Genomic DNA, 25,209 nt, shown 5'->3' on the forward strand with positions numbered 1-25,209 from the left:
GCCCCCGAGGTCTCGGGTGCGCTGACCAGCGCGGTGTCGGACGGCGCCGCGACCGTCACGCTGGACTGGTCGGCCACGACCGAGGCCGAGTCGTACTCCGTCGAGACGAGCCCCGACGGGGTCGACTGGGCCACCGCGGTCGACGGGGTGGTCGGCACGACCGCCGACATCACCGGCCTCACGCCGGGCGCGACCTACCAGGTGCGCGTCGTCGCGCACCGCGGGACGGACTCGGCGACCGGGCCTTCCTTCGAGGTCGCCGTCGCGACGGAGGTCGAGCGCTGGGCCACGACCGAGGTCGGGTCGAACGCCAACAGCGGCGGCGCCGTGACAGCGAACGACGACGGGACGGTCACGTTCGACGCGAAGGCGAGCTCGACGAAGCTCGCGACGTCGGAGGACGGGTTCCAGTACTTCTACACGGAGATCGACCCCGAGACGGAGAACTTCACGCTCAGCGCCACGTTCCGCGTGGACGACGCCTCGACGAAGGACAACCAGTCCGGGTTCGGCATCCTCGCGGTCGACTCGATGGTCCCCGGCAGCGGCGGCGACCGGTACTTCAACTCGGCGGGCGCCCTGGTGGCCCGCTACGGCGAGGGCACCGACACGATCGTCAACGGCATGCCGGGCGCTCGGTTCGTCCGCGGCTACACGGGCGCGACGAACGACGCGACCGCCGGGTCCCGCGACGAGAGCGACTCGCAGGCGTTCGACCCGGACTACCGGCCCGAGGCCGGACTGCTGCCGAAGTTCGACACCGGTGACGTCTACGACTTCACGCTCCGCAAGTCCAACACCGGCTTCCACGCGGTCTGGACCCGGGACGGGGTGGACACGGAGGTCATCGACTACGACCCCGACATGCTGCTGGTGCAGGACTCCGAGCGGTACTTCGTCGGCATGGTCGCCGCCCGCAAGATCGTCGTGACCGTGACGGACTGGGACTTCGCGACCATCGCTCCCGAGGACGACGAGGAGGCCTTGGAGCCGCCGACGACGTACGTCCCGGCGGAGCTGAAGGTCGACGTCACCTCGACGACGCCGGAGCGGACGATCGAGATACCGCTCGTGTCCACGATGCACGGCACCGGGCAGATCCTCGACGCCGCCGGGGACATCGTCGTCGACGGCGTGGACCTGGCCCCGGGCGAGCGGGCGCTCGTCCCCGTCGCGCTGGAGCCGGGGAGAACCGCCTCACGGCCCGTCTGCTGCCGGACGCCGAACAGCCGCAGCTCGACGAGTACGAGGCCATCGAGTCGACGGACCCGGTCGACGTGCCGCTGACCATCACGGTGCGCTCGTACGGCGAGCCGGGTCAGGCGATCCAGGTCGCCCCCGACGGGTCGGCGGACGGCGACGGCAGCGTCCGGTCGCCGCTCGACATCCACACGGCCGTGGCGTTCGCCCAGGCCGGTCAGCAGATCGTGCTGGCGGACGGCACCTACACCCCGCAGAGCGCGGTCGTCGTCGAGCGGGGGCGTGACGGGACCGCGGAGGCGCCCATCACCCTGATGTCGGAGCCGGGGGTCGCGCCGTGCTCGACCTCTCCGAGTCCGCGACCGGCGGGCTCCAGCTGCGCGGCGACTGGTGGCACGTGTACGACCTCGAGATCACCGGGTCGGGCGACAAGGCCAAGCCGATGCTCGTCTCCGGGAACCACAACGTGGTCGAGCGCGTCGAGTCGCACCACAACCAGGACACCGGCATCCAGATCTCCGGCTCGTCCACCGAGCCGGCGTCGATGTGGCCGTCCGACAACCTCGTGGTGTCGTCCGAGTCCCACAACAACGCCGACCCGGGCGGCAACGACGCGGACGGGTTCGCCGCGAAGCTCACGGTCGGCGAGGGCAACGTGTTCCGCTACAACATCGCCCACCACAACATCGACGACGGATGGGACCTGTACGCGAAGTCGACGACGGGACCGATCGGCACGGTGGTGGTCGAGGACTCGGTCGCGTACGACAACGGTCGGCTCGAGGGGGACGACCCGCGCACGGGCGAGGGCAACGGGTTCAAGCTCGGCGGCGAGTCCATGCCGGGCGACCACCTGCTGCGCAACTCCGTGACGTACGGCAACCTCGGCACCGGCGCGACGTCGAACTCGGGCCCCGACGTCCGCCTCGACTCCGTGACCTCTGCCGACAACGACCGGGGCGTGCGCCTCGAGACGAACGCGAAGAGCACCGACTACCGGGCGACCGGGGTGGTCTCGTTCCGCAACCCGTCGACCGACGTGCTCGAGCTGGCCCAGGACGACGCGTCGCTGCTGGCGGACCCGTCCAACTACTTCGACGGGGTGACGGCGGACGCGTCCGACGGTCGCCCGGCCGAGGTGACCGAGGACTGGTTCGTCTCGACCGACGCGTCGACCTTCACCCCGGTGATCGCTGCCGACGGGTCGATCGCGATGGGCGGGCTCTACGAGCTGACGGGCGCCGCGCCGTCCGACACGGGGGCGCGCCTGACGGCCAACCCCGACCCGACGCACGTCGTCCCGCTGCCGGCGGTCCCCACGGCGCTGGTGAACGTGGTGGCGCCGTCGATCTCGGGCGACGCCGTCAAGGGCCGGACCCTGACGGCGGACCCGGGGAGTGGTCGGTCGAGGCCGAGCTCTCGTACCGGTGGCTGCGCGACGGCGAGCCCGTCGCGAAGGCCGACGACGCGACGTACAAGGTGAAGAAGGCCGACGAGGGGCACGAGCTCTCGGTCGAGGTGACCGCGACGGTCGAGGGGAGCGACCCGGTCGTCGCGACGTCCGAGGCCGTCACGGTCGAGCCGAAGCGCAAGGGCTGGTTCGGCAGCGTGGTGGCGCACCTGTACGACTGGTTCAAGCAGATCTTCGGGATCGTGGGCTGATCTCGGGTCCCGCACCGCTCGACCGACCCCGGGGCCACGGACCGGCTCCGGGGTCGGTCGTGTCCGGGGCGGTCGCTTCTGTTACCGGTTCGTAAAGGGCCTAGCCGAACTTCCGATATGTGGGTACTTTGCAGGAGACCGAACAAACCCTTCCGGGCTGAGGTTCCGGCCCGGGCGACTGCAAAGAGGCACTCCCATGGGAAGACGGCTCGAACGACTCGAACCACGTGAACGACACGGCCGGCGGCGCGCGCCGGCGACCCCGGCGAGGGCGGTGGCGACGATCGCAGGCGCAGCGCTCGTCGTGACCCTGGCCGCGGTACCCGCCCAGGCCGCGCCCGCCCACCAGGGGCGAGGGCCGTCGTCCGACAGCGCGAGCGGGTCGACCGACATCAACGGCTACCGGTCCGTCGGGTACTTCCAGGCGTTCGCGCCCGGCGACGACGGCCGCGACTACGAGGTCGCCGACATCCTGCGCTCCGGGGCGATCGAGGACCTCACGCACATCAACTACGCGTTCGGGAACGTGACGACCGACCTGGTCTGCGACATCGTCGACGAGCCCGGCGAGGGCGACCCCGAGAACGACTACACGCGCCTCGTGAGCAAGGCCGACTCCGTCGACGGCAAGGCAGACAAGGCCAACCAGAAGCTCGCCGGCAACTTCAACCAGCTCCGGAAGCTCAAGAAGGTCAGCCCCGACACGAAGATCCTGATCTCGCTCGGCGGCTGGACGTGGTCCGACAACTTCTCGGACGCCGCAGCGACCCCCGAGAGCCGCGAGCGCCTCGTGTCGTCGTGCATCGACCTCTACATCAAGGGCAATCTGCCCGAGCACGACGGGTTCGGCGGCAAGAAGGCTGCCCGAGGGGTCTTCGACGGCATCGACATCGACTGGGAGTGGCCCGCCGCCGACGGCGAGCAGCCGAGCCCCCGACCGGACGAGGACAAGGCGAACTTCCTCGCACTGCTCCAGGAGTTCCGCACGCAGCTCGACGCATACGGCCACAAGACGCACGAGGACTACCTGCTCACCGGGTTCGCGCCCGCCGGCTGGGCGCCGCGCACCAACGGCGGCTGGGTCGACCCGATCGCCGTCGAGTCGTTCGACTTCCTCAACGTGCAGGGCTACGACTACCACGGCGGCTGGGTCCCCGACCGTGCCGGCCACCAGGGCAACCTGCACCCGTACACGTGGCCGGACGCGAACGGCGACGAGGTGACCGCGAACTGGGGCCTTGCCGCCGACGGCCTCATGGACGCCTACCGCGCCGCCGGGTACAGCGGCGAGCAGCTCAACCTCGGCATGGCCGCGTACGGCCAGGGCTGGGAGGGGTGTCGGACGGCGCCCGGGCGGGTTCCGCGGCGACCGGCTCTCTCGGGACCAAGACCTACGACGAGCTCAAGGGTCTCGGTGACGCCTACTTCGACCCCGCTGCCGGGGCGTCCTGGCGCTGGGACGGCGACCAGTGGTGGAGCTACGACGACGCCGCTTCGGTGGACGCCAAGGCCGAGCGGCTCGCGAGCAACGGGTACGGCGGCGCCATGTGGTGGGACATCACCGGCGACCGCGACAACGACCTCGCCGGTCAGCTCGGCGACACGTTCCGGGCGGCGCCGACAGGGCCGAGCGCCCCGGCGCCCTGCGCGCACCCCGGGAAGTCGTGGAAGTGGTGCCCCTGACCGACCCGTCTGACGCCCGCCCAGAGGCCCGATTTCGGATCGGGCCTCTGGTGCGGGTATCCTCGTCGGGCTGGGTTCGCCCGGCTGGGTAGCGTGTCCGAGCGGCCTAAGGAGCACGCCTCGAAAGCGTGTGTGGTTCATAGCCACCGTGGGTTCAAATCCCACCGCTACCGCCGTCTGGAAGGGTCCTGCTCGCGAGGTTTTCGCGGGCGGGGCCCTTCGTCGTTCGCCGTACTCCTTGTTCACTCCGTTGTGCCTTCCGGAAGGCCCGACGCCGTGGCGTGGGTGACAAGCTGGTCGATCACCGTCTGCAGGTCCGGCGTCGTGTCCGGCGCCGTCGTCGTCTCAGGCTCTGTGGCGGCGAACTGGTCGGTCGAGAGCGGCCAGGTCCGGTAACTCGAGCCGCGCGCCCGCGAGGTCGACGTTTGCGGCGTCGCGGACGGCGCGGGGCCCCGCGAACGTCGACACCGGGAGGGCCCGGGCCGCCCGCTCCGCGCGCAGGTCCTCGACGATCGCCCGCGTCAGCCCGGGGAGCAGGTCGCGCCCGCGCCGCACGGTCCATGGAATCCCCTCGGCCACCAGCCAGCCGAGGCGCGCGGTGAGCGGCGGCGCGGGCGGCAGGGCAGACAGCGCGGCCGCGCGCAGGACCACCGCCTCGGCGCCACCACCGCTCCCGCCCGCAGGCCCGAGCGCCCCCGCACGGACGAGGTGGTGCGCCGCCTCCAGCGCGAGCCGCCGGTGCCCGGCCGCCGACGGGTGCACCCGGTCGACGTGCCACCCCTCCGGCCCCCAGCGCCCCATGCAGCCCGCCGCGTCGAGCACGAGTGGGACCGAACCGTGCGGCCGCCGGGGCGCCCCGATCTCGTCGACCGCCGCGTTGACGGCAGCGATGCGCCGGCGCATGACCCGCCGCACCGGGCCCGGGAGCAGATCGAAGAGCCCGATCGTCGGCAGCCGCACGAGCAGGACGACGGCCCCGGCGTCGCGCAGCGCAGCGACGGACAGGCTCACGTGCGTCGCCACCTCGCGGGGGTCGAAGTCGCTGCGCAGCACGTCGTTGCCGCCGACGAGCAGCGTCGCGACGGTCGGCCCCAGCTCCAGGGCGTGCCCGAGCTGGGACCCCGACACGTCCCGCGCCCGCGCCCCGTTGGTCGCGAGGTTCGTGAAGGTGCGCGCCCCGAGCAGCGTCGCGAGGTGCGCCGCCCACCCGACGCGGGGGACGTCGTCGTCCACCCGGGCCGAGCTCCAGGCGGCGTGCTCGCCCGTGGTGCTGACGCCGACGTCCCCGACCCCGACGGTGATCGAGTCGCCGAGGGCGACGACGCCGGTCACGCACCCGCCCGGACGCCGGACCTCGCGGCGCGGTGGGTCGCCGCGCCGCGTCTGGCCGAGGGCAGGACCGGTGCGCCGTGCAGGGCGAGCATGCGTTCAACGGTCAACGACCAGGGGAACAGCTCGGCGCGTGCGCGGGCGGCAGCGCGGCGGGTGGCCACGGGCCGGTCGAGCACCTCGCGCACTGCTGCCGCGATCGCGGCGGGCTCCGGCGCCGGCGCGGCCCCCGCGTCCCCGACGACCTCGGGCAGCGCGCTCGTACGGGAGACGACGACCGGTGTGCCGCAGGCCAGGGCCTCGAGCGCGGCCAGCCCGAACGTCTCGATCGGCCCCGGCGCCACGACCACGTCGGCGCACGCGAGCACGCCCGCGAGGCGCTCGCGGTCGGGGACGAACGCCATGAACCGGTGCGGCACCCCGGCGCGCTCGGCCCGGCGCCGCAGCCGCGGCAGGTGCTGCCCTCCGCCCGCGACGACGAGCCGCGCCGGGGTCCCGTCGTGCACGAGGCGCGCGACGGCGTCCACCGCGAGGTCGACGCGCTTCTCCGCGGAGAGCCTGCTCGCGACGACGACCAGCGCCTCGTACTCGCCGGCGAGCGACCGCCGCCGCCGCTCGGTCGCGGCGGACGGACGGAACAGGCCGAGGTCCACGCCCAGCGGCACCCGGTGGACGGGGACGTCGAGCCCGAGCCGCTCCACCTCCGCGGCGGCGTACTCCGTGGTCGCGACCACCCGGTCGAACCTCGCCACGGACCGACGGTTCCACCGTTCGGCGAGCGGTGGCAGCAGCCCGTCGAACGGGTCGGGCGTGAAGGCGCGCAGCACCCCGTCGATGCGCTCGTGGACCATGAGGATGCTCGGCACGCCGCGGGCCCGGGCCCAGTCGCCGAGCCCCAGCAGCGTCGTGCGGTCGCTCACCTCGATCCGGTCGGGCTCCAGCCCGTCGAGGAGGGAGCGGACGGCGTCCGGCCGGGTGATCATCCGGTACCCGCCGGTCCGGGGGACCATCGGCGCGGCCACGGTGTGGAGCGTGCCGCCGGGGACCGGCTCCCAGGCGTCCCGCGGTCCCGGCACGACGAGGTGGACCTCGTGACCGGCGGCGGCGTACCCGGCGGTGAGCGCGTTCATCGTGGTGCGGATCCCGCCGGAGCGGGGGCCGTAGAAGTTGGCGACGTGGGCGATGCGCACCTCAGGCACCTGCCCCTCGCGTCGGCAGCGTCCCGGCCTCGTGCAGCGCGATCGCGTCGCGGTAGTGGCTCATGAGCTCGTCCCCGAGCCGGCGCCACGTCCGGCCGAGCGTGCTCGCCCTGGCGGCGTCGCCGAACGCCCGGCGCTTGCGGGCGTCTCCCGCGAGGTCGACGACGGCGGCGCGCATCTGCTCGGTGTCGCCCGGGCGGTACAGCCACCCGGTGTGCGAGGGGCGGACGATGTCGATCGGTCCGCCCGCCGCCGCGGCCACGACCGGGACACCGCTCGCGTGCGCCTCCTGGAGCGCCTGGCCGAACGTCTCGTGCTCGCCGGGGTGGACGAACACGTCGAGGCCGGCCATCGCCACCGCCAGGTCGTGGCCGGTGAGGAGTCCTGTGAAGTGCGCTCGCGGGAGCGTGCGGCGCAGGGCGTGGCGTTCCGGGCCGTCGCCGACGACGACCACGTGCACCCCGGGAAGGTCGGTGAGCACCGCGAGGCGCTCGACCTCCTTCTCGGCGGCGAGCCGCCCGACGTACCCGACGAGCACGTCGCCCGGCCGGTAGTGCGGCCCGGCGACCCGCGCCCGCCACGCCTCGTCGCGGTGCCGCGGGTGGAACCGCTCCGTGTCGACGCCGCGGCCCCAGAGCCGCAGCCGCGGTATGCCACGGTCGGCGAGGTGCGCCAGCGTCGCGCTCGACGGCGCGAGGTTCACCGTCGCCCGGCCGTGGATGGCGCGCACTCTGCGCCACAGCAGCGGTTCGAGGTGTCGCGCCCGGTAGGCGGCGGCGTACCCGGGCACCTCGGTCTGGTAGACGGCGACCGTGGGCAGGCCCAGCTGCTCGGCCGCAAGGATCCCGCGGTGGCCGAGCACGAACGGTGAGGCGAGGTGGACGACGTCGGCCTCGAACGCGCCGAGGGTCTTCTCGATCTGCGCCCGCGTCGCCGTGGACACGCGGACGTCCGGGTAGCCGGGGAGCCGGATCGACCCGACCCCGACGACGGGCGCGCCCGCGACGATCGGGGGAGCCGCGCCGTCCGGCACGGGGGCGATGACGAGGGCCTGGTCCCCGGCCTCGCGGACATGCTCGAGGACGCGGAGGACGGAGTTCGTGACGCCGTTGACGTGGGGGAGGAAGGACTCGGTGATGATCGCGACTCTCACGCTGCCCACCCGACCGCGCGCGGTTGTCCAACGGGCGTGCGGCGAGTGGTGTGTCGGCGAACGTCCGGCGAACGGCAGGGCCTCACCCCGGTGGCCCGTGGCGCGTTTGGCAGCGGAGTGTGGACGGGTGCACACTCTGAGTTCGGACACCCGAACTTCGAGGGAGAAGCGTGACGACTGAGGCTGCACCGCCGACCTCACCGCCGGCCCGGCGGGGGCTCAGAGGCTCGTGGCGGCTGCTCGGCCCCGCGTTCGTCGCCGCGATCGCCTACGTCGACCCCGGCAACGTCGCCGCCAACCTCACGGCCGGCGCCGAGTACGGCTACCTGCTCGTGTGGGTGCTCGTCGCCGCCAACGCGATGGCCGTGCTCGTCCAGTACCTGTCCGCGAAGCTCGGCCTGGTCACGGGACGCTCGCTCCCCGAGGTGCTGGGTGACCGCCTCGGACGTCGCACTCGCCTCGCGTACTGGGGCCAGGCCGAGCTCGTGGCCGCGGCGACCGACCTCGCCGAGGTGATCGGCGGCGCGATCGCGCTCCACCTGCTGTTCGGGGTCCCGCTCGTGCTCGGCGGGCTCATCACGGGCGGCGTCTCGATGCTGATCCTGATGATCCAGCAGACCCGGGGGCAGCGGACCTTCGAGACCGTGATCACGTCGATGCTCGCGATCCTCGCGGTCGGGTTCTGCGCGGGGCTGCTGTTCGCGCCGCCCGACGCGGCAGGCGTGATCGACGGGCTCGTGCCCCGGTTCGACGGGCCCGGGTCGGTGCTGCTCGCCGCGTCGATGCTGGGCGCGACTGTCATGCCGCACGCGATCTACCTGCACTCGTCGCTGGCCCGCGACCGCCACGGCCGCATGACCCCCGCGAACCGCGGGCGGATCCTGCGCGCGACCCGGTGGGACGTCGTCCTCGCCCTGGTCGTCGCGGGCGGCGTCAACATCGCGATGCTGCTGCTCGCGGCGTCGACGCTCCAGGGGGTCAGCGGGACGGACACGATCGAGGGCGCGCACGCCGCGATCTCCGGGGCGCTGGGGCCCGTGCTCGGGGTGCTCTTCGCCGTCGGGCTGCTCGCGTCCGGTCTCGCCTCGACCTCCGTGGGGGCCTACGCGGCGTCCGAGATCATGGCCGGGCTGCTCAAGGTGCGGGTCTCGCTGCTGATCCGGCGGGCCGTGACCCTCGTGCCCGCGGTGCTGCTGCTCGCGACCGACCTGTCGCCCACGTGGATGCTGGTCGTCAGCCAGGTCGTGCTGAGCTTCGGGATCCCGTTCGCGATGATCCCGCTCGTCAGGCTGACGCGCCGCCGCGACCTCATGGGCGACGACCGCAACGGGACGCCGACCCAGGTCGTCGCGTGGTGCGTCGCGGGCGTGATCGTCGCGCTGAACGTCGCCCTGCTGTGGCTGACGTTCACGGGGGCGTGAGGGGTCCGAGCCGCCCGTGACGTGGGCTGAGCGACCCGCGCCGATCTGCCGGACCGTCGTCATCGGCGCTGGTCAGGCGCCGATACGATGCGGCGCAGGCGCGTCGCTCCCGCGGTGCGCGACTTCGCACCGACGACGGGACTCTCATGGCACTCGGCTGGACGCTGCACGGTGACGGCAGGACCCTGACCCCCGGCGCGGTGGTCGCCCCCGACGAGCGGCTGACCTGGCCGCGGACCGTCGGCATCGGCATGCAGCACGTCGTCGCGATGTTCGGCGCCACGTTCCTCGTGCCGCTGCTGACCGGCTTCTCCCCGGCGACGACACTGTTCTTCTCCGCGATCGGGACCATCGGGTTCCTGCTCATCACGCGCAACCGGCTCCCCAGCTACCTCGGGTCGAGCTTCGCGTTCATCGCGCCGATCGGGGCGGCGACCGCATCGCACGGGCAGGGCGTCGCGGTCGGCGGGATCCTCGTGACCGGGCTCGTGCTTGCGCTCGTCGGCGTGATCGTGCACTTCGCGGGTGCCCGCTGGATCGACGCCGTCATGCCGCCGGTCGTCACCGGCACGATCGTCGCGCTGATCGGGCTCAACCTGGCGCCCGCGGCCTGGGGCAACTTCCAGGGCGCGCCCGTCACCGCGACCGTGACGCTGGCGTCGATCATCCTCGTCACGGTCCTGTTCAAGGGGATCCTCGGCCGGCTGTCGATCCTCGTCGGCGTGATCATCGGGTACGTCGTCGCGACGGTCCGCGGCGAGGTCGACTTCTCGACCGTCGGTGACGCGGCCTGGGTCGGCCTGCCCGAGTTCGTCGCCCCGCAGTTCGACATCGCCGTGGTCGGCCTGTTCGTCCCCGTCGTCCTGGTGCTCATCGCCGAGAACGTCGGTCACGTGAAGTCCGTCGCCGCCATGACCGGCCACGACCTCGACGGGTACATGGGCCGGGCCCTGCTGGCGGACGGCGTCGCGACGACCCTCGCGGGAACCGGCGGCGGGTCGGGCACCACCACGTACGCGGAGAACATCGGCGTGATGGCCGCGACCCGCGTGTACTCGACGGCGGCCTACTGGGTCGCGGGGTTCACGGCGCTGCTGCTGTCGATGTCCCCGAAGTTCGGGGCCCTCATCGCGACGATCCCCGCTGGTGTGCTCGGCGGGGCGGCGACGATGCTCTACGGCATGATCGGCGTCCTCGGTGCGCGGATCTGGGTGCAGAGCCGCGTCGACTTCTCGAACCCCGTGAACCTCACGACGGCGGCCGTGCCGCTCGTCATCGGCATCGCGAACTTCACGTTCGTCGCGGGCGACCTGGTCTTCGAGGGCATCGCGATCGGCACCGCGGCAGCCCTGGTGATCTTCCACGTCATGCGGGTCGTAGCGCGGTGGCGGGGCACGACGCAGGAGCCGGCGAGCCCCGCGTCGGTGCCGGGCGGCCACGAGGTCGATGCAGCGGAGGGCCGCGGCTCCCAGGGTTGAGCGGCGTCAGACCGTCTCGGGTCGCTTCTGCCGAGCGAATCGGGCGGGCAGCTCGTCGCCGTCCCATACCTGGATCGCCCGCCAGATCGACGCGGCGACCGGGACCGCGAGCACGGCGCCGGTGATGCCGACGAGCACCGTCCCCGCGGTCAGGGCGATCAGGATGACGAGCGGGTGCAGGCTCAGCGTCCGGCCCATGACGATCGGCTGGAGGAAGTCGCCCTCGAGCTGGTTCACGACGACGACGATCGCGACCACGATGAGCGCCTCGACGGGCCCGACCGCCACGAGCGCGACGAGCGCCGCGAGGATGCCGGCAAGCGTCGCACCCACGAGGGGGATGAAGGCGAGCAGGAACACGAGCACCGACAGCGGGAGGACGAGCGGGACCCCGACGATCGCGAGTCCGATCCCGATGCCCGCGGCATCGACGAGCGCGACGATCGCCGTCCCGCGGACGTAGCCGCCGAGCGTGCTGATCGTCGCGGTGCCGACGCGGCGCCCCCGCTCGTAGCGGTGCCCCTCGAACGGGCGCAGCAGGAACTCCCAGATGACCGGTCCGTCCTTCAGGAAGAAGAAGAGGACCACGATCATGATGAAGAAGCCCGCGACGAAGTCGGCGGTCTGGGAGACGCCCGCCAGGGCGCCGGAGGTCACGGCGCTCGACTGCAGCAGCTCGACGGCCGAGTCGCGCACCGACGCCACCTGCTCGGCCGTGATGCCGAAGGGCAGGTTCTGCGCGTACTCCTGCAGCGAGTCGAACCCGTCGAGCGCCTGCTGCTGCAGCTCGTCCCACTGCCGCACGACGGCCAGTACGACGAGCGCCACGATCCCTGCCAGCAGCGCGACGAGCGTCAGGAGCGCGATCCACGTCGCGAGCATCGACGGCATGCCCCGGCGGCGCATGAACGAGACGAAGGGGAGATCGCCGCCGCGAGCACGAGCGCGATGAGGACGGGGACGACGACCAGCGTCAGGCGCGTGCCAACGAACCCCACGACGAACACGACCGCCACGACCGCGAGCACCTGCAGCGACCGCGTCCCGACACGACCGAAGCCGTCCGACCACAGGCCGGGCGTCGCGTGCCGTGCGGTCTCGGGCTCGGCTCGCGGCCGCTCCGGTGCGCTCGGGAGCTCACGAGGCGGCGTGCGTCTGCCGAACAGGCTCATGCGTGTGTCCTCCGGATGGGGCTCCGGCGGTCGCCGGGCGTGCCGAGGCTAGTGCGGTAGGCCTCTGCACGCACGGCGGCCGCGGCGCGGGCCGACCCTGCGGGTCGCGCCGCGCAGAGACCACGCGGGCGTCGGGCGGCGTCAGGCGCGCAGCACCAGCGCGTCGCCCTGGCCGCCGCCCCCGCAGAGCGCGGCCACGCCGTTCCCGCCGCCTCGCGCGTGCAGCGCGAGCGCGAGGTGCAGGGCGATGCGGGCGCCCGACGCCCCGACGGGGTGGCCGAGCGCGATGGCGCCGCCGTCGACGTTCACGACGTCGGGGGAGACACCGAGGTCCTGCATCGACTGGATCCCGACGGCGGCGAACGCCTCGTTGATCTCGACGAGGTCGAGCTCGTCGGCCTTCATTCCCTCGCGCTCCAGGGCGCGGGCCGCGGCACGGGCGGGCTGGCTGTGCAGCGAGCTGTCCGGCCCGGCGGTCTGGCCGGCGGCGCCGATCTCGGCGAGCCACGGCACGCCGTGTGCGATCGCCCAGGCCTTGCTCGCGACGACGACTGCCGCGGCGCCGTCCGACAGCGGGGACGACGAACCGGCGGTGATGGTCCCGTCCTCGACGAACGCGGGCCGCAGGGCTGCGAGTGACTCGACCGTCGTGCCGGGACGGATCCCCTCGTCCTCGCCGACGACGACGGGCTCGCCCCGGCGCGGGCGGATCGTCACGGGGGCGATCTCGGCCGCGAACCGGCCGTCGGTGCGAGCGGCGGCGGCGCGCTGGTGCGAGCGGGCCGCGAACTCGTCCTGCTCCTCGCGGCCGATCTCGCGCGTCGCGCAGCCGCGGTCGGTGGCCTCGCCCATGAGCTGGCCGTCGAACGGGTCGCGCAGGCCGTCGAGGGTCAGGGCGTCGGCCATCGTCACGTCGCCGAACGCGACGCCGGCGCGCGAGCCGAGCATGAGGTGCGGGGCGTTGGTCATGGACTCCTGGCCGCCGGCGACGACGACCCGCGCCTCACCGGTGCGGACCAGGCGGGCGGCGTCGATGATCGCGGTCAGGCCGGAGAGGCAGAGCTTGTTGATCGTCGTCGCGGGCACGTCCCAGCCGAGGCCCGCGCCGATCGACGCCTGGCGCGCCGGGCCCTGGCCGGAGCCGGCCTGGACGACCTGGCCCATGATCACGGCGTCCACGTCCGCGGGGTCGACGCCGGCGGCGGCGAGCGAGCCTCGGATCGCGTGGGCTCCGAGGTCGGCCGCGCTGAGGGACGAGAGCGCACCGCGGAACTTCCCGAACGGGGTCCGGGCGCCGTGCAGCAGCACGGGCGTCGTCGCGTCGGAGGCGGATCCGGAGGGGGTGGTGCTGGCGGTGGTCGCGTCGTCGCGGTTCACGAATGGCTCCGGGGGTTCGGTGTGGCGGGTGGTTCCGGGTGTGTGCGTCCGGCGCCGCGCCTCGTGAGCGCGGCGCCGGACGGGTGTGGCAGGCATCTGGCCTGCCGTTCGGACCCACCGTCGTCAGGGCCCGAGATCTGGGTCGGCGTACCGATCACACGAAGGCGGAGACGCCCGTGATGTCGCGGCCGACGATGAGGGCCTGCACGCTCTCGGTGCCCTCGTAGGTGTGCAGCGCCTCGATGTCGGCGAAGTGCCGCGCGACGCGGTGCTGCAGCAGGATCCCGTTGCCGCCGAGCATGTCGCGGGCGACCGACGCGATCTCCCGTGCGCCGCGGGTGCAGGTGTACTTGGTGAGCGAGGCCTGCGGGCCGGTGAGCGCGCCCTCGGCATCGAGCTCGGTCATGCGCACGGCGAGCAGCTGCATCTGCGTCAGGGTGCTGAGCATCGACGTGAGCCGCTCCTGGATCATCTGGCTCTGGGCGAGCTTGCGCCCGAACTGCTCGCGGGTCTTGGCGTAGCTCACGGCCGACTCGTAGCAGGCGATCGCGTGCCCGACGGCGGACCACGCCACCCCGAGCCGGGTCGCCGCGAGCACGCGGCCGGTGTCCTTGAACGACCGCGCCCCGGGCAGCGCGTTCTCCTCGGGGACGAACACGTCGGTCAGGGTGATGTGGGCCTGGTGGATCGCGCGCAGCGAGACCTTGCCCTCGATGACCTTCGCGTCGTAGCCGGGGGAGTCCTGCGGCACGAGGAACCCGTGGACCTGGCCGTCGTCGCCGCGGGCCCAGACCACCGTGAGGTCGCTGTTCGCGCCGGCGCCGATCCACTTCTTGGCGCCGGTGATGCGATAGCCGCCGTCGACGCTGCGGGCGCGGGTCTCGAGGGAGACGGAGTCGGAGCCGTGGGTGGGTTCGGTGAGGCCGAACGCGGCGAGCTTCTCGCCCTTGGCGATGGGCTCGGCCCACTGGGCCTTCTGCTCGTCGGAGCCGAGCATCTGGATCGAGCGGAGCGCGAGGCCGCCCTGGACGCCGCAGATGGTCGCGACCGAGCCGTCGCCGCGCGACATCTCCATGGCGGCGAGGCCTGCGCCGAGTGGGCTGATCTTCTCGTGACCGTCGACGTCGACGGAGTCGCGGAGGAAGTCGAGCTCGCCCATGCGGGCGATCAGCGGGTACGGGACCTCGGCGCGCTCCCAGTAGCCGTCGATGACGGGCAGCACCTCGTCCTGCACGAAGGCCCGGATGCGGGCGGCGAGGGCGCGGTCGGCGTCGGTCGCGGCGTGGAACGCGCCGGCGTAGTCGACGTCGAGCGGCGTGCGCAGCCCGTAGTCGGGCTCGGTGAGGGTCTCCTGCGGGGTGGTGGAGGTGCTCATGCCTCCATCGTCCGCGACATTCCGTATCACGTCAAGATACTGAGTCTCACGAACTGGAGTCCGCCGGGATCAGGCGAGCGCGGCGCGCACCGCCTCGGCCACCGCGTCCGTGTCGACCGGTCCGTCCCCGGCGGGGAGGTCGACGACCGTGACGACCACGCGCCGTCCGCCACCCGAGGGCGAGTCGCTCGGGGTGCGGTCGCCGGTGTCGGACGGCGTCGCGGAGCTCACGCGTGGCCGTAGCGCCGCGCGCGGGGCGGCCCTGCGTAGGTCCCGGAACGACTCCTCGAGCGCCGGGCGCAGGTCCTGGTCGGTGTCGCGCAGCCAGCGCCGCAGGACGGCGTTGTGGACCGCGACCACGGATGCCGCGAACGCGACCGACGTGGTCGCCACCTGCGTCTCGGGGGGCAGCACGTCGCGCAGGTAGCGGGTGAAGGCCCGCTCGTAGCGGTGGGTCGTGACCAGCTCGCGGTCGCGGAGCGCAGGCACCTGCTGCAGCAGGCGGTGCCGCGCCGCCGAGGTCTCCGGCTGCGAGACGTGGTGGTCGAACACGAGCCGCGCCGCCCGGCAGACCTCGACGAAGGGGTCGGCGCTGCCCGGGGTCGAGCGGGAGTCGGCGAGGTGGACCACGACCTCTTCCAGGAGGATCTCGTGGTCGGCGAAGACCACGTCCTCCTTGGACCGGTACCGACGGAAGAAGGTGGCGCGCGAGATCCCGGCGGCGTCGGCGATCTCCTCGACGGTCGTCCGCTCGTAGCCCTCGCGGGAGAAGAGCTCGATGGCGGCGTTCACCGCGTCGTGGTGGGCACGTCGTCTCATGCTTGGGACGTTACACCCGGAGTTGATCTGTCAGATCCCACGAGTTCCCCGCACCCGAGAGCGACGTCGAGCACGTTGCCGGGCGGGGCGAGCGGGCACGCCCACGCGGGGTCGTATGCGCACGACGGGTTGTAGGCGAAGTTCAGGTCGACGACGAGCGTCGAGGTCCCGTCCGGTCGGGAGTGCGCGGTGCCGAGGTCCGCGCCCTTGACCGTGTCGAGGAGGTACCGACCCCCGCCGTACGTGCTCGTCCCGGCCCCGGCGTCCTTCACCGGGACGAACAGCCCGCCGCCGTACGAGCGCAGCGCCCACACGTCGAGCGTCCCGAGGTCGCCGAGCGTCACCCGGCCGACCCGCTCGAAGGGGACGACGCCGTCCGTCCCGGTGGGGACGTCGAGACGCGCCGGCTCCGCAGGCCCGGTCGCGTCCTCGGCGGCGGGTTCGAGCGAGCACTCGAACCGCATCGCCGGGTCGTACACGCCCATCGGGACACCGGTGAAGCCGGCGCGGTCCAGGATCGGCGACGCGGAGTGGTGGGCCAGCAGGTCGTCCCGCCCGGCCACCCAGGCGGCGTGGGCGGACGACGGCTCGTCGGCCGCGAGGTCGCGGACCGTCGCGTAGAGGGCGTGGACCCGTCGGCGCCAGTCGAGGACGTCGAGCTCCGGCGCGGTCATCGGGTCCCTCCCGCCGACCCGTCCCGAGGCGTCGCGCCCCTCGACCGCTGCAGGTGCCGGACCTCCCGCAGCGCGATCGCCGCCGCGATGCCGCACGGCACCCACGCCCAGGGTGCCCGCGCAGCACGCCCCAGAACAGGCAGACGAGCGCGAGCGCGCCCATGCCGAAGACCGTGAAGGCGCTCGCCCAGCGGACACCGAGCATCAGCGGGACCCGCCGGTGTGCGCGAGCGCGATCCGCTCGAACGCGTCCTGGTCGGCGGCGAACTGGGTCCCCGGGATCGGCCAGTGGACGACCAGCTCGTCGATCCCGGCCGCGGCGTATCGCCCCGCGGCCTCCTCGAACGCGCTCACGGAGTCCAGCAGCGGATCGGGCGTGAACCCGGTGAGGAGCACCGTGTGCAGGGTGGCGGGGTCCCTCCCCGCGTCCGCGCAGGCGGAACGGACCCGCTCGACCTGCCGGCCGACGTCCGACGCCGACTCCTCAGGGGTCAGGTCCTCGCCCGCCCCGGTCGTCACCCACCCCTGCCCGTGCCGCGCGGCGACGCGCATGCCGCGCGGCCCGCCCGCAGCCACGAGGAACGGCATGCGGGGCTGCTGCGTCGAGCCGGGGATCGTGCGGGCCTCGTGCGCGCTGTAGTGCGTGCCCTCGGCGGTCACGGACGGCTCGGTCAGGAGCCGGTCGAGCATCCCGACCATCTCCCCGAACCGCTCGGTGCGCTCGCGGGCGCTCCACGGCTCGCCCCCGTAGACGGTCGCGTCGAAGCCGGACGACGTCCCCGCGCCGATCCCGAGCGTCACCCGCCCGCCGGAGACGTCGTCGAGGGTCATGAGGTCCTTCGCCAGGGTGACCGGCTCGCGAAAGTTGGGGAGGTGACGAGCGTGCCCAGCCGCAGGGACGTCGTCGTGCACGCGGCGGCCGTGAGGGTGGGGAGCGCGCCGAACCAGGGCCCGTCCCGGAAGTTGCGCCACGACAGGTGGTCGTAGGTGTAGGCGGTGTGGAAGCCCAGGTCCTCGGCGCGCGACCAGACCGACCGGGCCTCGGGCCAGCGGTAGATCGGGAGGATCACGGTGCTCAGGCGCATCACCCGAGCGTAGGGCCCCGGAGCCCGGCTCGGGAGTGCGACGCCCGGTCGTGCGGACGGGTAGCGTCGATCGCATGACCGATCTGCGCATCTTCACCGAACCCCAGCAGGGCGCCTCCTACGACCAGCTCCTCGCCGTCGCCAGGGCGACCGAGGACCTCGGGTTCGACGCCTTCTTCCGCTCCGACCACTACCTCGCGATGGGCGGCGACGGGCTGCCCGGGCCCACGGACGCCTGGACGACGCTCGCCGGGCTCGCGCGCGAGACGAGCCGCATCAAGCTGGGGACGCTCGTCTCGTCGGTGACGTACCGGCACCCCGGGATCCTCGCGATCCAGGTCGCGCAGGTCGACCAGATGTCCGGCGGGCGCGCCGAGCTCGGTCTCGGCGCCGGGTGGTTCCAGCGCGAGCACGAGGCGTACGGGATCCCGTTCCCCGAGAAGCGGTTCGGTCTGCTCGAGGAGCAGCTCGCGGTCATCACCGGGCTGTGGTCGACGCCGGAGGGCGAGACGTTCGACTTCGACGGCGAGCACTACCGGCTCGTCGACTCGCCCGCCCTCCCGAAGCCGGTCCAGTCGCCGGTGCCCGTCCTCGTCGGGGGCAACGGTCCGCGCCGGACGCCGGCTCTCGCCGCCCGCTTCGCGAGCGAGTACAACGCGGCGTTCCCCGAGATCGAGGACATCCCGAAGCGGTTCGCCGCGGTCCGCAGCGCCTGCGAGGAGATCGGACGACGTCCCGACGACCTCAGGTACTCGGCCGCCCTCGTCCTGTGCGTGGGCAAGGACGAGGCCGAGTTCCGGCGCCGCGCCGAGGCGATCGGCCGCGAGCCGGACGAGCTGCGCGAGCACGGCGTCGCGGGCACCGTCGACGAGGCGGTCGCCACCCTCAACGGCATGGTCGCCGCCGGGGCCGACAGGGTGTACCTCCAGGTCCTCGACCTCGCCGACCTCGACCACATGGAGCTCGTCGCGCGCGAGGTGGCGCCCCAGCTCGACCGCTGAGGGCTGCCGGCTGGTCCGGCACCCGGACACACTTCACCCGCGGACCCGCGGCGGCACGTGAACTTTGCGTGTCACCGCGGGTCCGCGCGTGTTTCCGGCTCGTGGAGAACCGGGGCGTAGCCGACGAGAATCCGCCGATCTCGGCCAGCCGGGACGCGTGGGCGCGACCGGACCAGCCTGCGATGTGACGTGGATCACTGCGCCGCACGCATGACAGGTGCCCCTCGACCCCGCACGCTTTCACCAGGACGTCGCAGTCTGGACGCCATCGCCGCCGTCGCCCGCCCCGGCGCCGCCGGGACGGTCCCGTCCGAGCGAGAGCGAGCCTCCGCGATGGCCATCTCCGAGTTCGACCGCCTCGTCGTCAGTCCCCGCAGCACCGAGTACGTAGCGCAGGCCCAGCCGTTCGAGGAGCGGCGCGGCCGGGAGTCGCTGGCCCAGGAGAGGGCGGTCCTGCGCCGCCACGCCCAGGCCGACAGCGCCTCCCACTCCCCGTCCCTGATGCTCCTCGTGATCGTCGCGACGATCGGCGTGATCGCGTACGCCGTGTTCCTGCTCAACCCCGCGAACCGGGGCGACCTGCTCCCGTACTCGCTCGTGATCGTCGCCGAGACCATCCTCGTGGTCCAGGCGCTCTTCGCGATGTGGACCGTCCTCGCGAGCGGCTACGACGCCCGCACCTTCAGCTTTCACCACGCCCAGGACCACCTGTTCGACGTGGGTCAGATCATCCGCGACGGCGCCGAGGACTCGCCCCACCGGTGGCGCATGTACCTCGAGGACAAGCCCGTCGACGTCGACGTCTTCATCACGACGTACGGCGAGGAGCTCGACACGATCTATGAGACGGTCCGCGCGGCCCTGGACATCAAGGGTGAGCATCGCACCTGGGTGCTCGACGACGGGCGGTCGGACGAGGTCCGGGACCTCGCCGCCCAGCTCGGGGCGCGGTACGTGCGTCGGCTGTCGAGCAACGGCGCGAAGGCGGGCAACGTCAACCACGCGCTGTCGCTCGCCAAGGGCGACTACTACGTCATCCTCGACGCCGACTTCGTGGCCAAGCCCGACTTCCTGCTCGAGACGGTGCCCTTCTTCGTCGACCAGAACGTCGCGTTCGTCCAGACGCCGCAGACCTACGGCAACCTGCACACCGTGATCTCCCGTGGCGCCGGGTACATGCAGTCGGTCTTCTACCGGTTCGTCCAGCGGGGCCGCAACCGCTTCAACGCGGCGTTCTGCGTCGGGACCAACGTCATCTTCCGACGCGCCGCGATCGACGACATCGGGGGCATGCACACCGACTCGAAGTCCGAGGACGTGTGGACCTCGGTCGAGCTCCACGAGGCCGGCTGGCGGTCCGTGTACATCCCGAAGACCCTCGCCGTCGGGAACACCCCCGACACCATCGAGGCGTACTCGAAGCAGCAGCTGCGCTGGGCGACCGGCGGGTTCGAGATCCTGCTGCGGCACAACCCGCTGAGCCCGCGCCGCCGTCTGACCATGGACCAGCGCCTGCAGTACATGGTGACCGCGACCAACTACCTCGCCGGGATCTGCCCGCTGCTGCTGATCCTCGTGCCGCCGCTGCAGATCTACTTCGACCTGCTGCCCGTCGCGGTCACGACCACGTGGCAGGAGTGGCTGTTCTTCTACGCCGGCTTCTACGTCATGCAGATCGCGGTCGCGCTGTTCACGATGGGTTCGTTCCGCTGGGAGGTGCTGCTGCTCGCCGCGGTCTCGTTCCCCATCTACACGCGGGCGCTGTGGAACGTGCTCACCGGTCAGGAGCAGGCGTGGCACGTCACGGGCCGCAAAGGGGCCCCGACGTCGCCGTTCAACTTCATCGTCCCGCAGGTTTTGTTCTTCGTGTTCCTCTCCCTGACCTCGCTCGTCGGGGCGTGGAAGGACTGGGGGAGCGGGTCGCTGAGCCTCGCGCTCGCGTGGAACACCACCAACGCCGTGATCCTCGGCGGCTTCATGATCACGGCGTTCCGGGAGTCCCACAGCACGCGGTCCGAGTACCGCGAAAAGCTGCGCGCCGATGCAGCCGCCGACACGCGCGCCGAGACCACCGGAGGTGCCGCATGACCTGGACCGTCCGCATCAAGCTCGTCGTCGGTGTCGTCCTCGTCGTGGCGCTCGTCGCCGCGATGACGCTGCTCCTGAACCGCCGCGATGCCCGTGCTGCCAGCGAGGTCGCCACGATCCGCAGCATCCCCGTGGACGTCGGGACCGACTACCCGGGTGTCGTCACGTCGATCGAGGTCGACGAGGGCGACGACGTGAAGAAGGGTGACCCGGTCCTGACGCTGCAGAGCGCCGTCCTCGAGTACCAGCTCGAGGAGGAGCTGATCAGCCCCGACTCGCCCGCGTACACGCTGGACGACCACGGCTCCATGACCCTCCTGGCTCCGGCGAACGGTGTCGTGAGCGCCCTGACCGCCTCGGTGGGCGGGTTCGTGGGCAACGGCGCGGTCGTCGCCCAGGTCGAGCGCGCGCTGACCATGTACGTGGACGCCACGTTCGAGTTCGAGCCCCGCGACTACGCGCGGCTCGAGACGGGTGCGGAGGCGACCATCACGCTGCCCAACGACGCGGAGATCGTGGGCGAGGTCGAGGCGATCTCCGTCGACAACGCGCAGAACCGTGCGCTCGCGACGCTCGAGATCGACAGCGACGACCTCGTCCGCGGCAGCGAGCAGGGTCTCGTCGAGCCCGGGACCCCGGTCTCCGTCTCGGTCGCCCTCCGTGACGACGGGGTCCTGGCCCCGGTCGCGGACTCGTTCGACGACTTCCTCGCGCGGGTCGGCCTGTGACGCCGCGCCCGCACGCCCGGGTCGGGCCGGCGGGCCTCAGCAGCATCGTCGTGCTCCTCACGCTCGGCACGGTCCTGTCGGCCTGCTCGCCGTCCGGCTCCGCAGCGGGGTCGGACGGCGGCGCGGCCAAGGCGGAGCCCGACCCGTCGGTCCTGCCGGCGGAGAGCGTCGCCGCGACGCCGGCGATGCGTCTCGCCGACGGGCTCGTCCCCCGACGAACCGGTGGTTCTCGGGTCTGGTCTTCGGGGACGCGCCGCAGCCGGTCTTCCCGTCGCCGGTGGCGTTCGCGCTCGCCGACGGTGGGTTCGGTCTCGGGCTGCCCGACGTCACGACGACCGACACGGGGATCGTCGGGCCGTTCACCCAGCAGGTGGGGGTGGACGTCGGCGCGGGTGCGGCGGCCGACGCCCAGGTCGTCGCCTACGACACCGCCTCGGTGACCGTCGGGCTCCTGGACCCGACGGGGGAACCGGTCGGCTCCGTCGTCCTCGCCGAGGGGTCGCCTCTCGTGTCGTTCACCGCCGACGCCGACGCGTCCGTCACGACGTCGGTCGCCTTCGGATCGACGGGCGTGGAGGGTGTCTGGTTCGCCGACGTCGCGGGGCGTCCGTGGGTGCTCCTCGCGCCCGGCGGTGCGACGGACGGAGGCGCGTCGGGCAGCGGGGCGCAGGCCTCGGTCTTCTCGCTCGGCGCGGGCGAGACGGCGACCTGGTTCCCGCTCCCGGACGGCATGGCGACCACCGACCCCGCACTGGCCGATCTCGTGGCCGCAGCCGGCGAACCCGTGGTGAGCACCGACGTCCGACACTCGGTCGCGGACGACACGGCGGCGACGTCGATCGACTACGTCACCGCCGACGGCTCGCCGGTGCTCGTGACGCGGATGCCGCACCAGCAGGACGGGACGTCGTCCGGCCCCGGTTGCGGTCTCGGGACCTACGCGACGGTCGCCGGCACGGTGGAGCTGTGCGCCACGACGACCCTCGACTGGTCGGTGCCGGCGGTCGAGCCGGCCGGCGCCCTGGACCTCGACGGGCTGAGCGACGAGCAGCGCGACGAGCTCGCGGACCAGGTGCGAGCCGACGCCGCCGCGATCGAGCCGCGACCCTCGGACACCTACTTCGGGGGCAAGGCGCTCGCCCGCGACACGAACCTGCTGGTGCTCGCCGAGCAGCTCGGGCTGGACGACGTCGCCGGGCCGTTGCGCGAGGACCTCGCCGCCGCGCTGCGGGAATGGACCGAACCCGACGGCTGCGAGGCACGCGACGCCCGCTGCTTCGTCTACGACCCCGAGCTGCGGTCCGTCGTGGGCATGACCCCGTCGTTCGGCTCCGAGGAGCTCAACGACCACCATTTCCACTACGGGTACTTCCTCTACGCGGCGGGGGTCCTGGGGGCGGACGACGCGACGCTGGTCGACGACGTCGCCCCGGTGATCGACCTGCTCGCCGCGGACGTCGCGGCCGGGGCCGCGTCCGACGACTTCCCGGCCACCCGGCCGTTCGACGTCTACCGGGGTCACTCGTGGGCGTCAGGGTTCTCGCCGTTCGCCGACGGGAACAACCAGGAGTCGGCCTCCGAGGCCGTGTCCGCGTGGAACGGGCTGGCACTGTGGGCCGAGGCGTCCGGCGACGCCGCGCTCGAGGAGCGCGCGCGGTGGATGCTCTCGGCGGAGGCAGCGTCGGCCAAGGCGTACTGGACCGACTTCGACCAGGCCGATCCCGCGAACGAGGACTTCGGCCACTCGGTCACCTCGCTCGTCTGGAACGGCAAGCGTGACTGGGCGACGTGGTTCTCGGCCGAACCGAGCGCGATGCTCGGGATCGTCGTGCTGCCGATGCACCCCGTGGCCGACTACCTCGCAGGAGATCCCGAGCGCATCCGGGCCAACCTGGACGAGGCGCTCGTCGACGACCCCGACGGCTACGACGTCATGTTCGGCGACTACCTGCTGATGTACGCGGCGCTGGCCGCAGACGGCGACGCCGCGGAGTCGGAGCGCCTGCTGGCGGCGGCGCGCGCCCTGCCCGACGAGCGGATCGACGACGGGGACACGCGCAGCTACCTGCTCGCGTGGCTCATGGCGCACACCGGCTGACCTGCATGGATCAGGAGGGATCGGCGCCCCCTTCGAGGGGGCAAGGACGGGGGCGGATCAGGCGAACGAGATGCCGAGCACGGTCCCGTCCGGGGTCGGCAGGCGCCGCAGGCCGATGTGCTCGTAGAACCCGATGGCGCGGGTGTTGGTGTCGGACACCCCGAGGTGCAGCCCCCGCACCCCGTGGCCGCGCAGCGCCTCGAACAGCGTCTCGAGGAGGCGGCGCCCGTTGCCGCCGCCCTGCCCGTCGGGGAGCAGGTCGACGTGCAGGTGCGCGGGGAAGTCGTCCAGCCACGGTGCGTCGGTGCGACCGGGCGTGCGGATCATCTCGACGAGCGCCGAGTCCGGCGAGCCGGCCGGGAACGCGTGGTCGGCGTACCGCTCGCGCAGCCCGGGCCACCACTCGCGCTCGCAGCGCGACTCGAACGCCACCGTGTCCCGGGTGCCGACGACGTACCCGAGGGGCCCCGCACCGTCGTCCAGCACGAACGCCAGGTCCGGCTCCAGCGCGAGGTACGCGCCGAGGTAGACCTCGCCCAGGAGACGTGGGTCGGCGTAGCGGTCGGTCGCGTCCTCGCCGTCCGCCCCGGTCCGCAGGCAGATCTCGTAGAGGCGTGCGACCTCGGCGGGGTCGTCCGTCCGGGCGCGGCGGACCTGCGCGGTCACTCCTCCGCGGCCTCGTCGTCCTGGACGGTGGGCTCCGGGGTCGGCAGGTGACGGGGCGTGATCTCGTCCACCGGCACGCACCCGGCGAGGTTCACCAGCGGGGTGTCGGCCTCGAGGCCCACCGACTCCTCCTCCACGAGGCCGGAGAAGCCCGACCCCACGAGGACGTCGACGGTCGGCTCGGCGCGGTCGTCCAGGACGACCGCCGGGGTCTCGAACTGCGCGGCGAGCGTGTAGGCGGCCGGGAGGCCCTCGGCGTTCGTGGCGATCTCGATGAAGTCGAGCGTCTCGTCCGCGTTGCCGAGGCTGTCGACGGTGAAGCCGCGGTCGGTGAGCAGGTCGCCCGTGATGCGCGCGATGCCGACGTCGCCCGACGCGTTGAGCACGTTGACGTGGACGTCGGCGTACGGGACCGGCATCGTCTCGTCCGGGACGCACGGGACCGCGAGCTTGGACTGGTCCGAGGCGGGAGCGTAGAACGGCTCGTCGAACGGCGAGTCCACGGCGCCCGTGTAGACGGCGAGCGCACCGACGCCGACGACGGCGAGCCCGGCGATGATGACCCCGAACACCACGGCCTGCCGCTCGTGCTCGTGCCGCCGTCGTCGGGCGCGGGCGCTCTGCCGTTCGGGTGTGCTCACGCCGTGGTTCCTCCGTCGGTGGTCGAGACGAGCACGCGGGCGTGGAGCACCGGGCGCTGCTGCAGCGCAGCGCGGACGGCACGGTGGAGCCCGTCCTCCAGGTAGAGGGTGCCGTCGTGCTCGACGACGTGCGCGAAGAGATCTCCGTAGAAGGTGGAGTCCTCCGCCAGCAGCGTGTCGAGGTCGAGCATGCGCTTCGTCGTGACCAGCTCGTCGAGCCGGACCTGGCGCGGGGGCACGTCGGACCAGTCGCGGGTGGTGACCCGGCCGTGGTCGGGGTACGGGCGCCCCTCGCCGACGGACCTGAAGATCATGCCGGTCAGTCTAGGCGAGAGACGCGTTTGTGCCTGTGAACCTGGG

At 72.8% G+C, this 25,209-nt stretch carries 22 protein-coding genes, 1 tRNA gene and 2 pseudogenes; 12 read left to right on the plus strand and 13 right to left on the minus strand.

The genetic code is table 11. The features are described 5' to 3' along the window. Positions 1-33: 33 nt before the first annotated feature. From QUE47_RS08740 to QUE47_RS08760, 6 genes and pseudogenes are all read left to right on the plus strand, one after another. Positions 34-1,287: a fibronectin type III domain-containing protein gene (locus QUE47_RS08740; RefSeq protein WP_286216965.1), complete on the plus strand. Its 1,254-nt coding sequence runs from the start codon at positions 34-36 to the stop codon at positions 1,285-1,287. Between the two features lie 250 nt (positions 1,288-1,537). Continuing rightward, the gene (locus tag QUE47_RS08745; RefSeq protein WP_286216966.1) at positions 1,538-2,683 is read left to right on the plus strand and encodes a right-handed parallel beta-helix repeat-containing protein; all 1,146 of its coding nucleotides are present in this window, start codon (positions 1,538-1,540) and stop codon (positions 2,681-2,683) included. Further along, the gene (locus QUE47_RS08750) at positions 2,680-2,862 is read left to right on the plus strand and encodes a hypothetical protein (RefSeq protein ID WP_286216967.1); all 183 of its coding nucleotides are present in this window, start codon (positions 2,680-2,682) and stop codon (positions 2,860-2,862) included. The genes QUE47_RS08745 and QUE47_RS08750 overlap by 4 nt, the downstream gene beginning before the upstream one ends. 196 nt (positions 2,863-3,058) lie before the next feature. Further along, a pseudogene (locus QUE47_RS08755) lies at positions 3,059-4,144 on the plus strand (glycoside hydrolase family 18 protein); the annotation flags it as partial. A 53-nt stretch (positions 4,145-4,197) separates the two neighbouring features. After that, on the plus strand, positions 4,198-4,545 hold the full coding sequence (locus tag QUE47_RS16785) for a glycosyl hydrolase family 18 protein (protein ID WP_350227740.1): 348 nt from the start codon (positions 4,198-4,200) through the stop codon (positions 4,543-4,545). An 87-nt stretch (positions 4,546-4,632) separates the two neighbouring features. Next, positions 4,633-4,718: transfer RNA gene (locus QUE47_RS08760), tRNA-Ser, on the plus strand. Positions 4,719-4,890: 172 nt separating this feature from the next. Here the strand turns inward: QUE47_RS08760 and QUE47_RS08765 are convergent. The 3 genes from QUE47_RS08765 to QUE47_RS08775 are packed head-to-tail and all read right to left on the minus strand — an operon-like array spanning position 4,891 to position 8,226. Beyond that, positions 4,891-5,877, minus strand: a complete 987-nt coding sequence (locus tag QUE47_RS08765) for an SGNH/GDSL hydrolase family protein (protein WP_286216969.1) — start codon at positions 5,875-5,877, stop codon at positions 4,891-4,893. Continuing rightward, positions 5,874-7,064: a glycosyltransferase gene (locus QUE47_RS08770; protein ID WP_286216970.1), complete on the minus strand. Its 1,191-nt coding sequence runs from the start codon at positions 7,062-7,064 to the stop codon at positions 5,874-5,876. The genes QUE47_RS08765 and QUE47_RS08770 overlap by 4 nt, the downstream gene beginning before the upstream one ends. A gap of 1 nt (position 7,065) precedes the next feature. Further along, entirely contained in the window at positions 7,066-8,226 is a 1,161-nt protein-coding gene (locus tag QUE47_RS08775) for a glycosyltransferase family 4 protein (protein ID WP_286216971.1), read from the minus strand. Between the two features lie 170 nt (positions 8,227-8,396). Between QUE47_RS08775 and QUE47_RS08780 the strand changes: the two genes are divergently transcribed. Both QUE47_RS08780 and QUE47_RS08785 read left to right on the plus strand, forming a co-directional pair. Further along, positions 8,397-9,647 (plus strand): Nramp family divalent metal transporter, encoded by a 1,251-nt coding sequence (locus QUE47_RS08780; protein WP_434019663.1) that lies wholly within the window; start codon positions 8,397-8,399, stop codon positions 9,645-9,647. A gap of 146 nt (positions 9,648-9,793) precedes the next feature. Further along, positions 9,794-11,125, plus strand: a complete 1,332-nt coding sequence (locus tag QUE47_RS08785; protein WP_286216972.1) for a uracil-xanthine permease family protein — start codon at positions 9,794-9,796, stop codon at positions 11,123-11,125. A gap of 6 nt (positions 11,126-11,131) precedes the next feature. Here QUE47_RS08785 and QUE47_RS08790 read toward each other — a convergent pair. The 7 genes and pseudogenes from QUE47_RS08790 to QUE47_RS08825 all read right to left on the minus strand — a co-directional run bounded on the left by QUE47_RS08790 (position 11,132) and on the right by QUE47_RS08825 (position 17,627). Next, positions 11,132-12,297 (minus strand): annotated as a pseudogene (locus tag QUE47_RS08790) (AI-2E family transporter). 141 nt (positions 12,298-12,438) lie between these two features. Then, the gene (locus QUE47_RS08800; RefSeq protein WP_434019664.1) at positions 12,439-13,674 is read right to left on the minus strand and encodes an acetyl-CoA C-acyltransferase; all 1,236 of its coding nucleotides are present in this window, start codon (positions 13,672-13,674) and stop codon (positions 12,439-12,441) included. 154 nt (positions 13,675-13,828) lie between these two features. Beyond that, positions 13,829-15,049, minus strand: a complete 1,221-nt coding sequence (locus QUE47_RS08805; protein ID WP_286216975.1) for an acyl-CoA dehydrogenase family protein — start codon at positions 15,047-15,049, stop codon at positions 13,829-13,831. A 69-nt stretch (positions 15,050-15,118) separates the two neighbouring features. Next, positions 15,119-15,868, minus strand: coding sequence for a TetR/AcrR family transcriptional regulator (locus tag QUE47_RS08810; protein ID WP_286216977.1), 750 nt, complete (start codon positions 15,866-15,868; stop codon positions 15,119-15,121). Continuing rightward, positions 15,865-16,542: a DUF1684 domain-containing protein gene (locus tag QUE47_RS08815; protein ID WP_286216978.1), complete on the minus strand. Its 678-nt coding sequence runs from the start codon at positions 16,540-16,542 to the stop codon at positions 15,865-15,867. The genes QUE47_RS08810 and QUE47_RS08815 overlap by 4 nt, the downstream gene beginning before the upstream one ends. 204 nt (positions 16,543-16,746) lie before the next feature. Then, positions 16,747-17,373: an LLM class flavin-dependent oxidoreductase gene (locus QUE47_RS08820; protein WP_286216979.1), complete on the minus strand. Its 627-nt coding sequence runs from the start codon at positions 17,371-17,373 to the stop codon at positions 16,747-16,749. Beyond that, positions 17,370-17,627 (minus strand): LLM class flavin-dependent oxidoreductase, encoded by a 258-nt coding sequence (locus QUE47_RS08825; protein WP_286216980.1) that lies wholly within the window; start codon positions 17,625-17,627, stop codon positions 17,370-17,372. Before QUE47_RS08825 ends, QUE47_RS08820 begins: the two co-directional genes overlap by 4 nt. Before the next feature lie 74 nt (positions 17,628-17,701). Here QUE47_RS08825 and QUE47_RS08830 point away from each other — a divergent pair, with 74 nt between their 5' ends. The 4 genes from QUE47_RS08830 to QUE47_RS08845 all read left to right on the plus strand — a co-directional run bounded on the left by QUE47_RS08830 (position 17,702) and on the right by QUE47_RS08845 (position 23,542). After that, on the plus strand, positions 17,702-18,628 hold the full coding sequence (locus QUE47_RS08830) for an LLM class F420-dependent oxidoreductase (protein ID WP_286216981.1): 927 nt from the start codon (positions 17,702-17,704) through the stop codon (positions 18,626-18,628). A gap of 333 nt (positions 18,629-18,961) precedes the next feature. Beyond that, on the plus strand, positions 18,962-20,716 hold the full coding sequence (locus QUE47_RS08835) for a glycosyltransferase family 2 protein (protein ID WP_286216982.1): 1,755 nt from the start codon (positions 18,962-18,964) through the stop codon (positions 20,714-20,716). Next, a complete protein-coding gene (locus tag QUE47_RS08840; protein WP_286216983.1) occupies positions 20,713-21,444 on the plus strand; it encodes an efflux RND transporter periplasmic adaptor subunit in 732 nt (243 codons plus the stop codon). Before QUE47_RS08835 ends, QUE47_RS08840 begins: the two co-directional genes overlap by 4 nt. A gap of 277 nt (positions 21,445-21,721) precedes the next feature. Further along, complete coding sequence (locus QUE47_RS08845; protein ID WP_286216984.1) at positions 21,722-23,542, plus strand: glycosyl hydrolase; 1,821 nt, start codon at positions 21,722-21,724, stop codon at positions 23,540-23,542. A 57-nt stretch (positions 23,543-23,599) separates the two neighbouring features. Here QUE47_RS08845 and QUE47_RS08850 read toward each other — a convergent pair whose 3' ends face one another. From QUE47_RS08850 to QUE47_RS08860, 3 genes are read right to left on the minus strand one after another with little or no spacing between them, the layout of a single operon-like run. After that, the gene (locus tag QUE47_RS08850; protein WP_286216985.1) at positions 23,600-24,208 is read right to left on the minus strand and encodes a GNAT family N-acetyltransferase; all 609 of its coding nucleotides are present in this window, start codon (positions 24,206-24,208) and stop codon (positions 23,600-23,602) included. Beyond that, the gene (locus QUE47_RS08855; RefSeq protein WP_286216986.1) at positions 24,205-24,849 is read right to left on the minus strand and encodes a LytR C-terminal domain-containing protein; all 645 of its coding nucleotides are present in this window, start codon (positions 24,847-24,849) and stop codon (positions 24,205-24,207) included. Before QUE47_RS08855 ends, QUE47_RS08850 begins: the two co-directional genes overlap by 4 nt. Then, positions 24,846-25,163, minus strand: a complete 318-nt coding sequence (locus QUE47_RS08860; RefSeq protein ID WP_286216987.1) for a type II toxin-antitoxin system VapB family antitoxin — start codon at positions 25,161-25,163, stop codon at positions 24,846-24,848. Before QUE47_RS08860 ends, QUE47_RS08855 begins: the two co-directional genes overlap by 4 nt. Positions 25,164-25,209: the final 46 nt, after the last annotated feature.

Source organism: Paraoerskovia sediminicola, assembly GCF_030296575.1.
Classification (GTDB): Bacteria; Actinomycetota; Actinomycetes; order Actinomycetales; family Cellulomonadaceae; genus Paraoerskovia; species Paraoerskovia sediminicola.

Excerpts from the sequence above, each read along its gene's own strand:
- QUE47_RS08820 (WP_286216979.1), bottom strand. The coding sequence starts at position 17,373 with ATGACCCTCGACGACGTCTCCGGCGGGCGGGTGACGCTCGGGATCGGC.
- QUE47_RS08840 (WP_286216983.1), top strand. The coding sequence starts at position 20,713 with ATGACCTGGACCGTCCGCATCAAGCTCGTCGTCGGTGTCGTCCTCGTC.
- QUE47_RS08810 (WP_286216977.1), bottom strand. The coding sequence starts at position 15,868 with ATGAGACGACGTGCCCACCACGACGCGGTGAACGCCGCCATCGAGCTC.
- QUE47_RS08825 (WP_286216980.1), bottom strand. The coding sequence starts at position 17,627 with ATGCGCCTGAGCACCGTGATCCTCCCGATCTACCGCTGGCCCGAGGCC.
- QUE47_RS08815 (WP_286216978.1), bottom strand. The coding sequence starts at position 16,542 with ATGACCGCGCCGGAGCTCGACGTCCTCGACTGGCGCCGACGGGTCCAC.
- QUE47_RS08785 (WP_286216972.1), top strand. The coding sequence starts at position 9,794 with ATGGCACTCGGCTGGACGCTGCACGGTGACGGCAGGACCCTGACCCCC.
- QUE47_RS08805 (WP_286216975.1), bottom strand. The coding sequence starts at position 15,049 with ATGAGCACCTCCACCACCCCGCAGGAGACCCTCACCGAGCCCGACTAC.
- QUE47_RS08835 (WP_286216982.1), top strand. The coding sequence starts at position 18,962 with ATGGCCATCTCCGAGTTCGACCGCCTCGTCGTCAGTCCCCGCAGCACC.
- QUE47_RS08830 (WP_286216981.1), top strand. The coding sequence starts at position 17,702 with ATGACCGATCTGCGCATCTTCACCGAACCCCAGCAGGGCGCCTCCTAC.
- QUE47_RS08860 (WP_286216987.1), bottom strand. The coding sequence starts at position 25,163 with ATGATCTTCAGGTCCGTCGGCGAGGGGCGCCCGTACCCCGACCACGGC.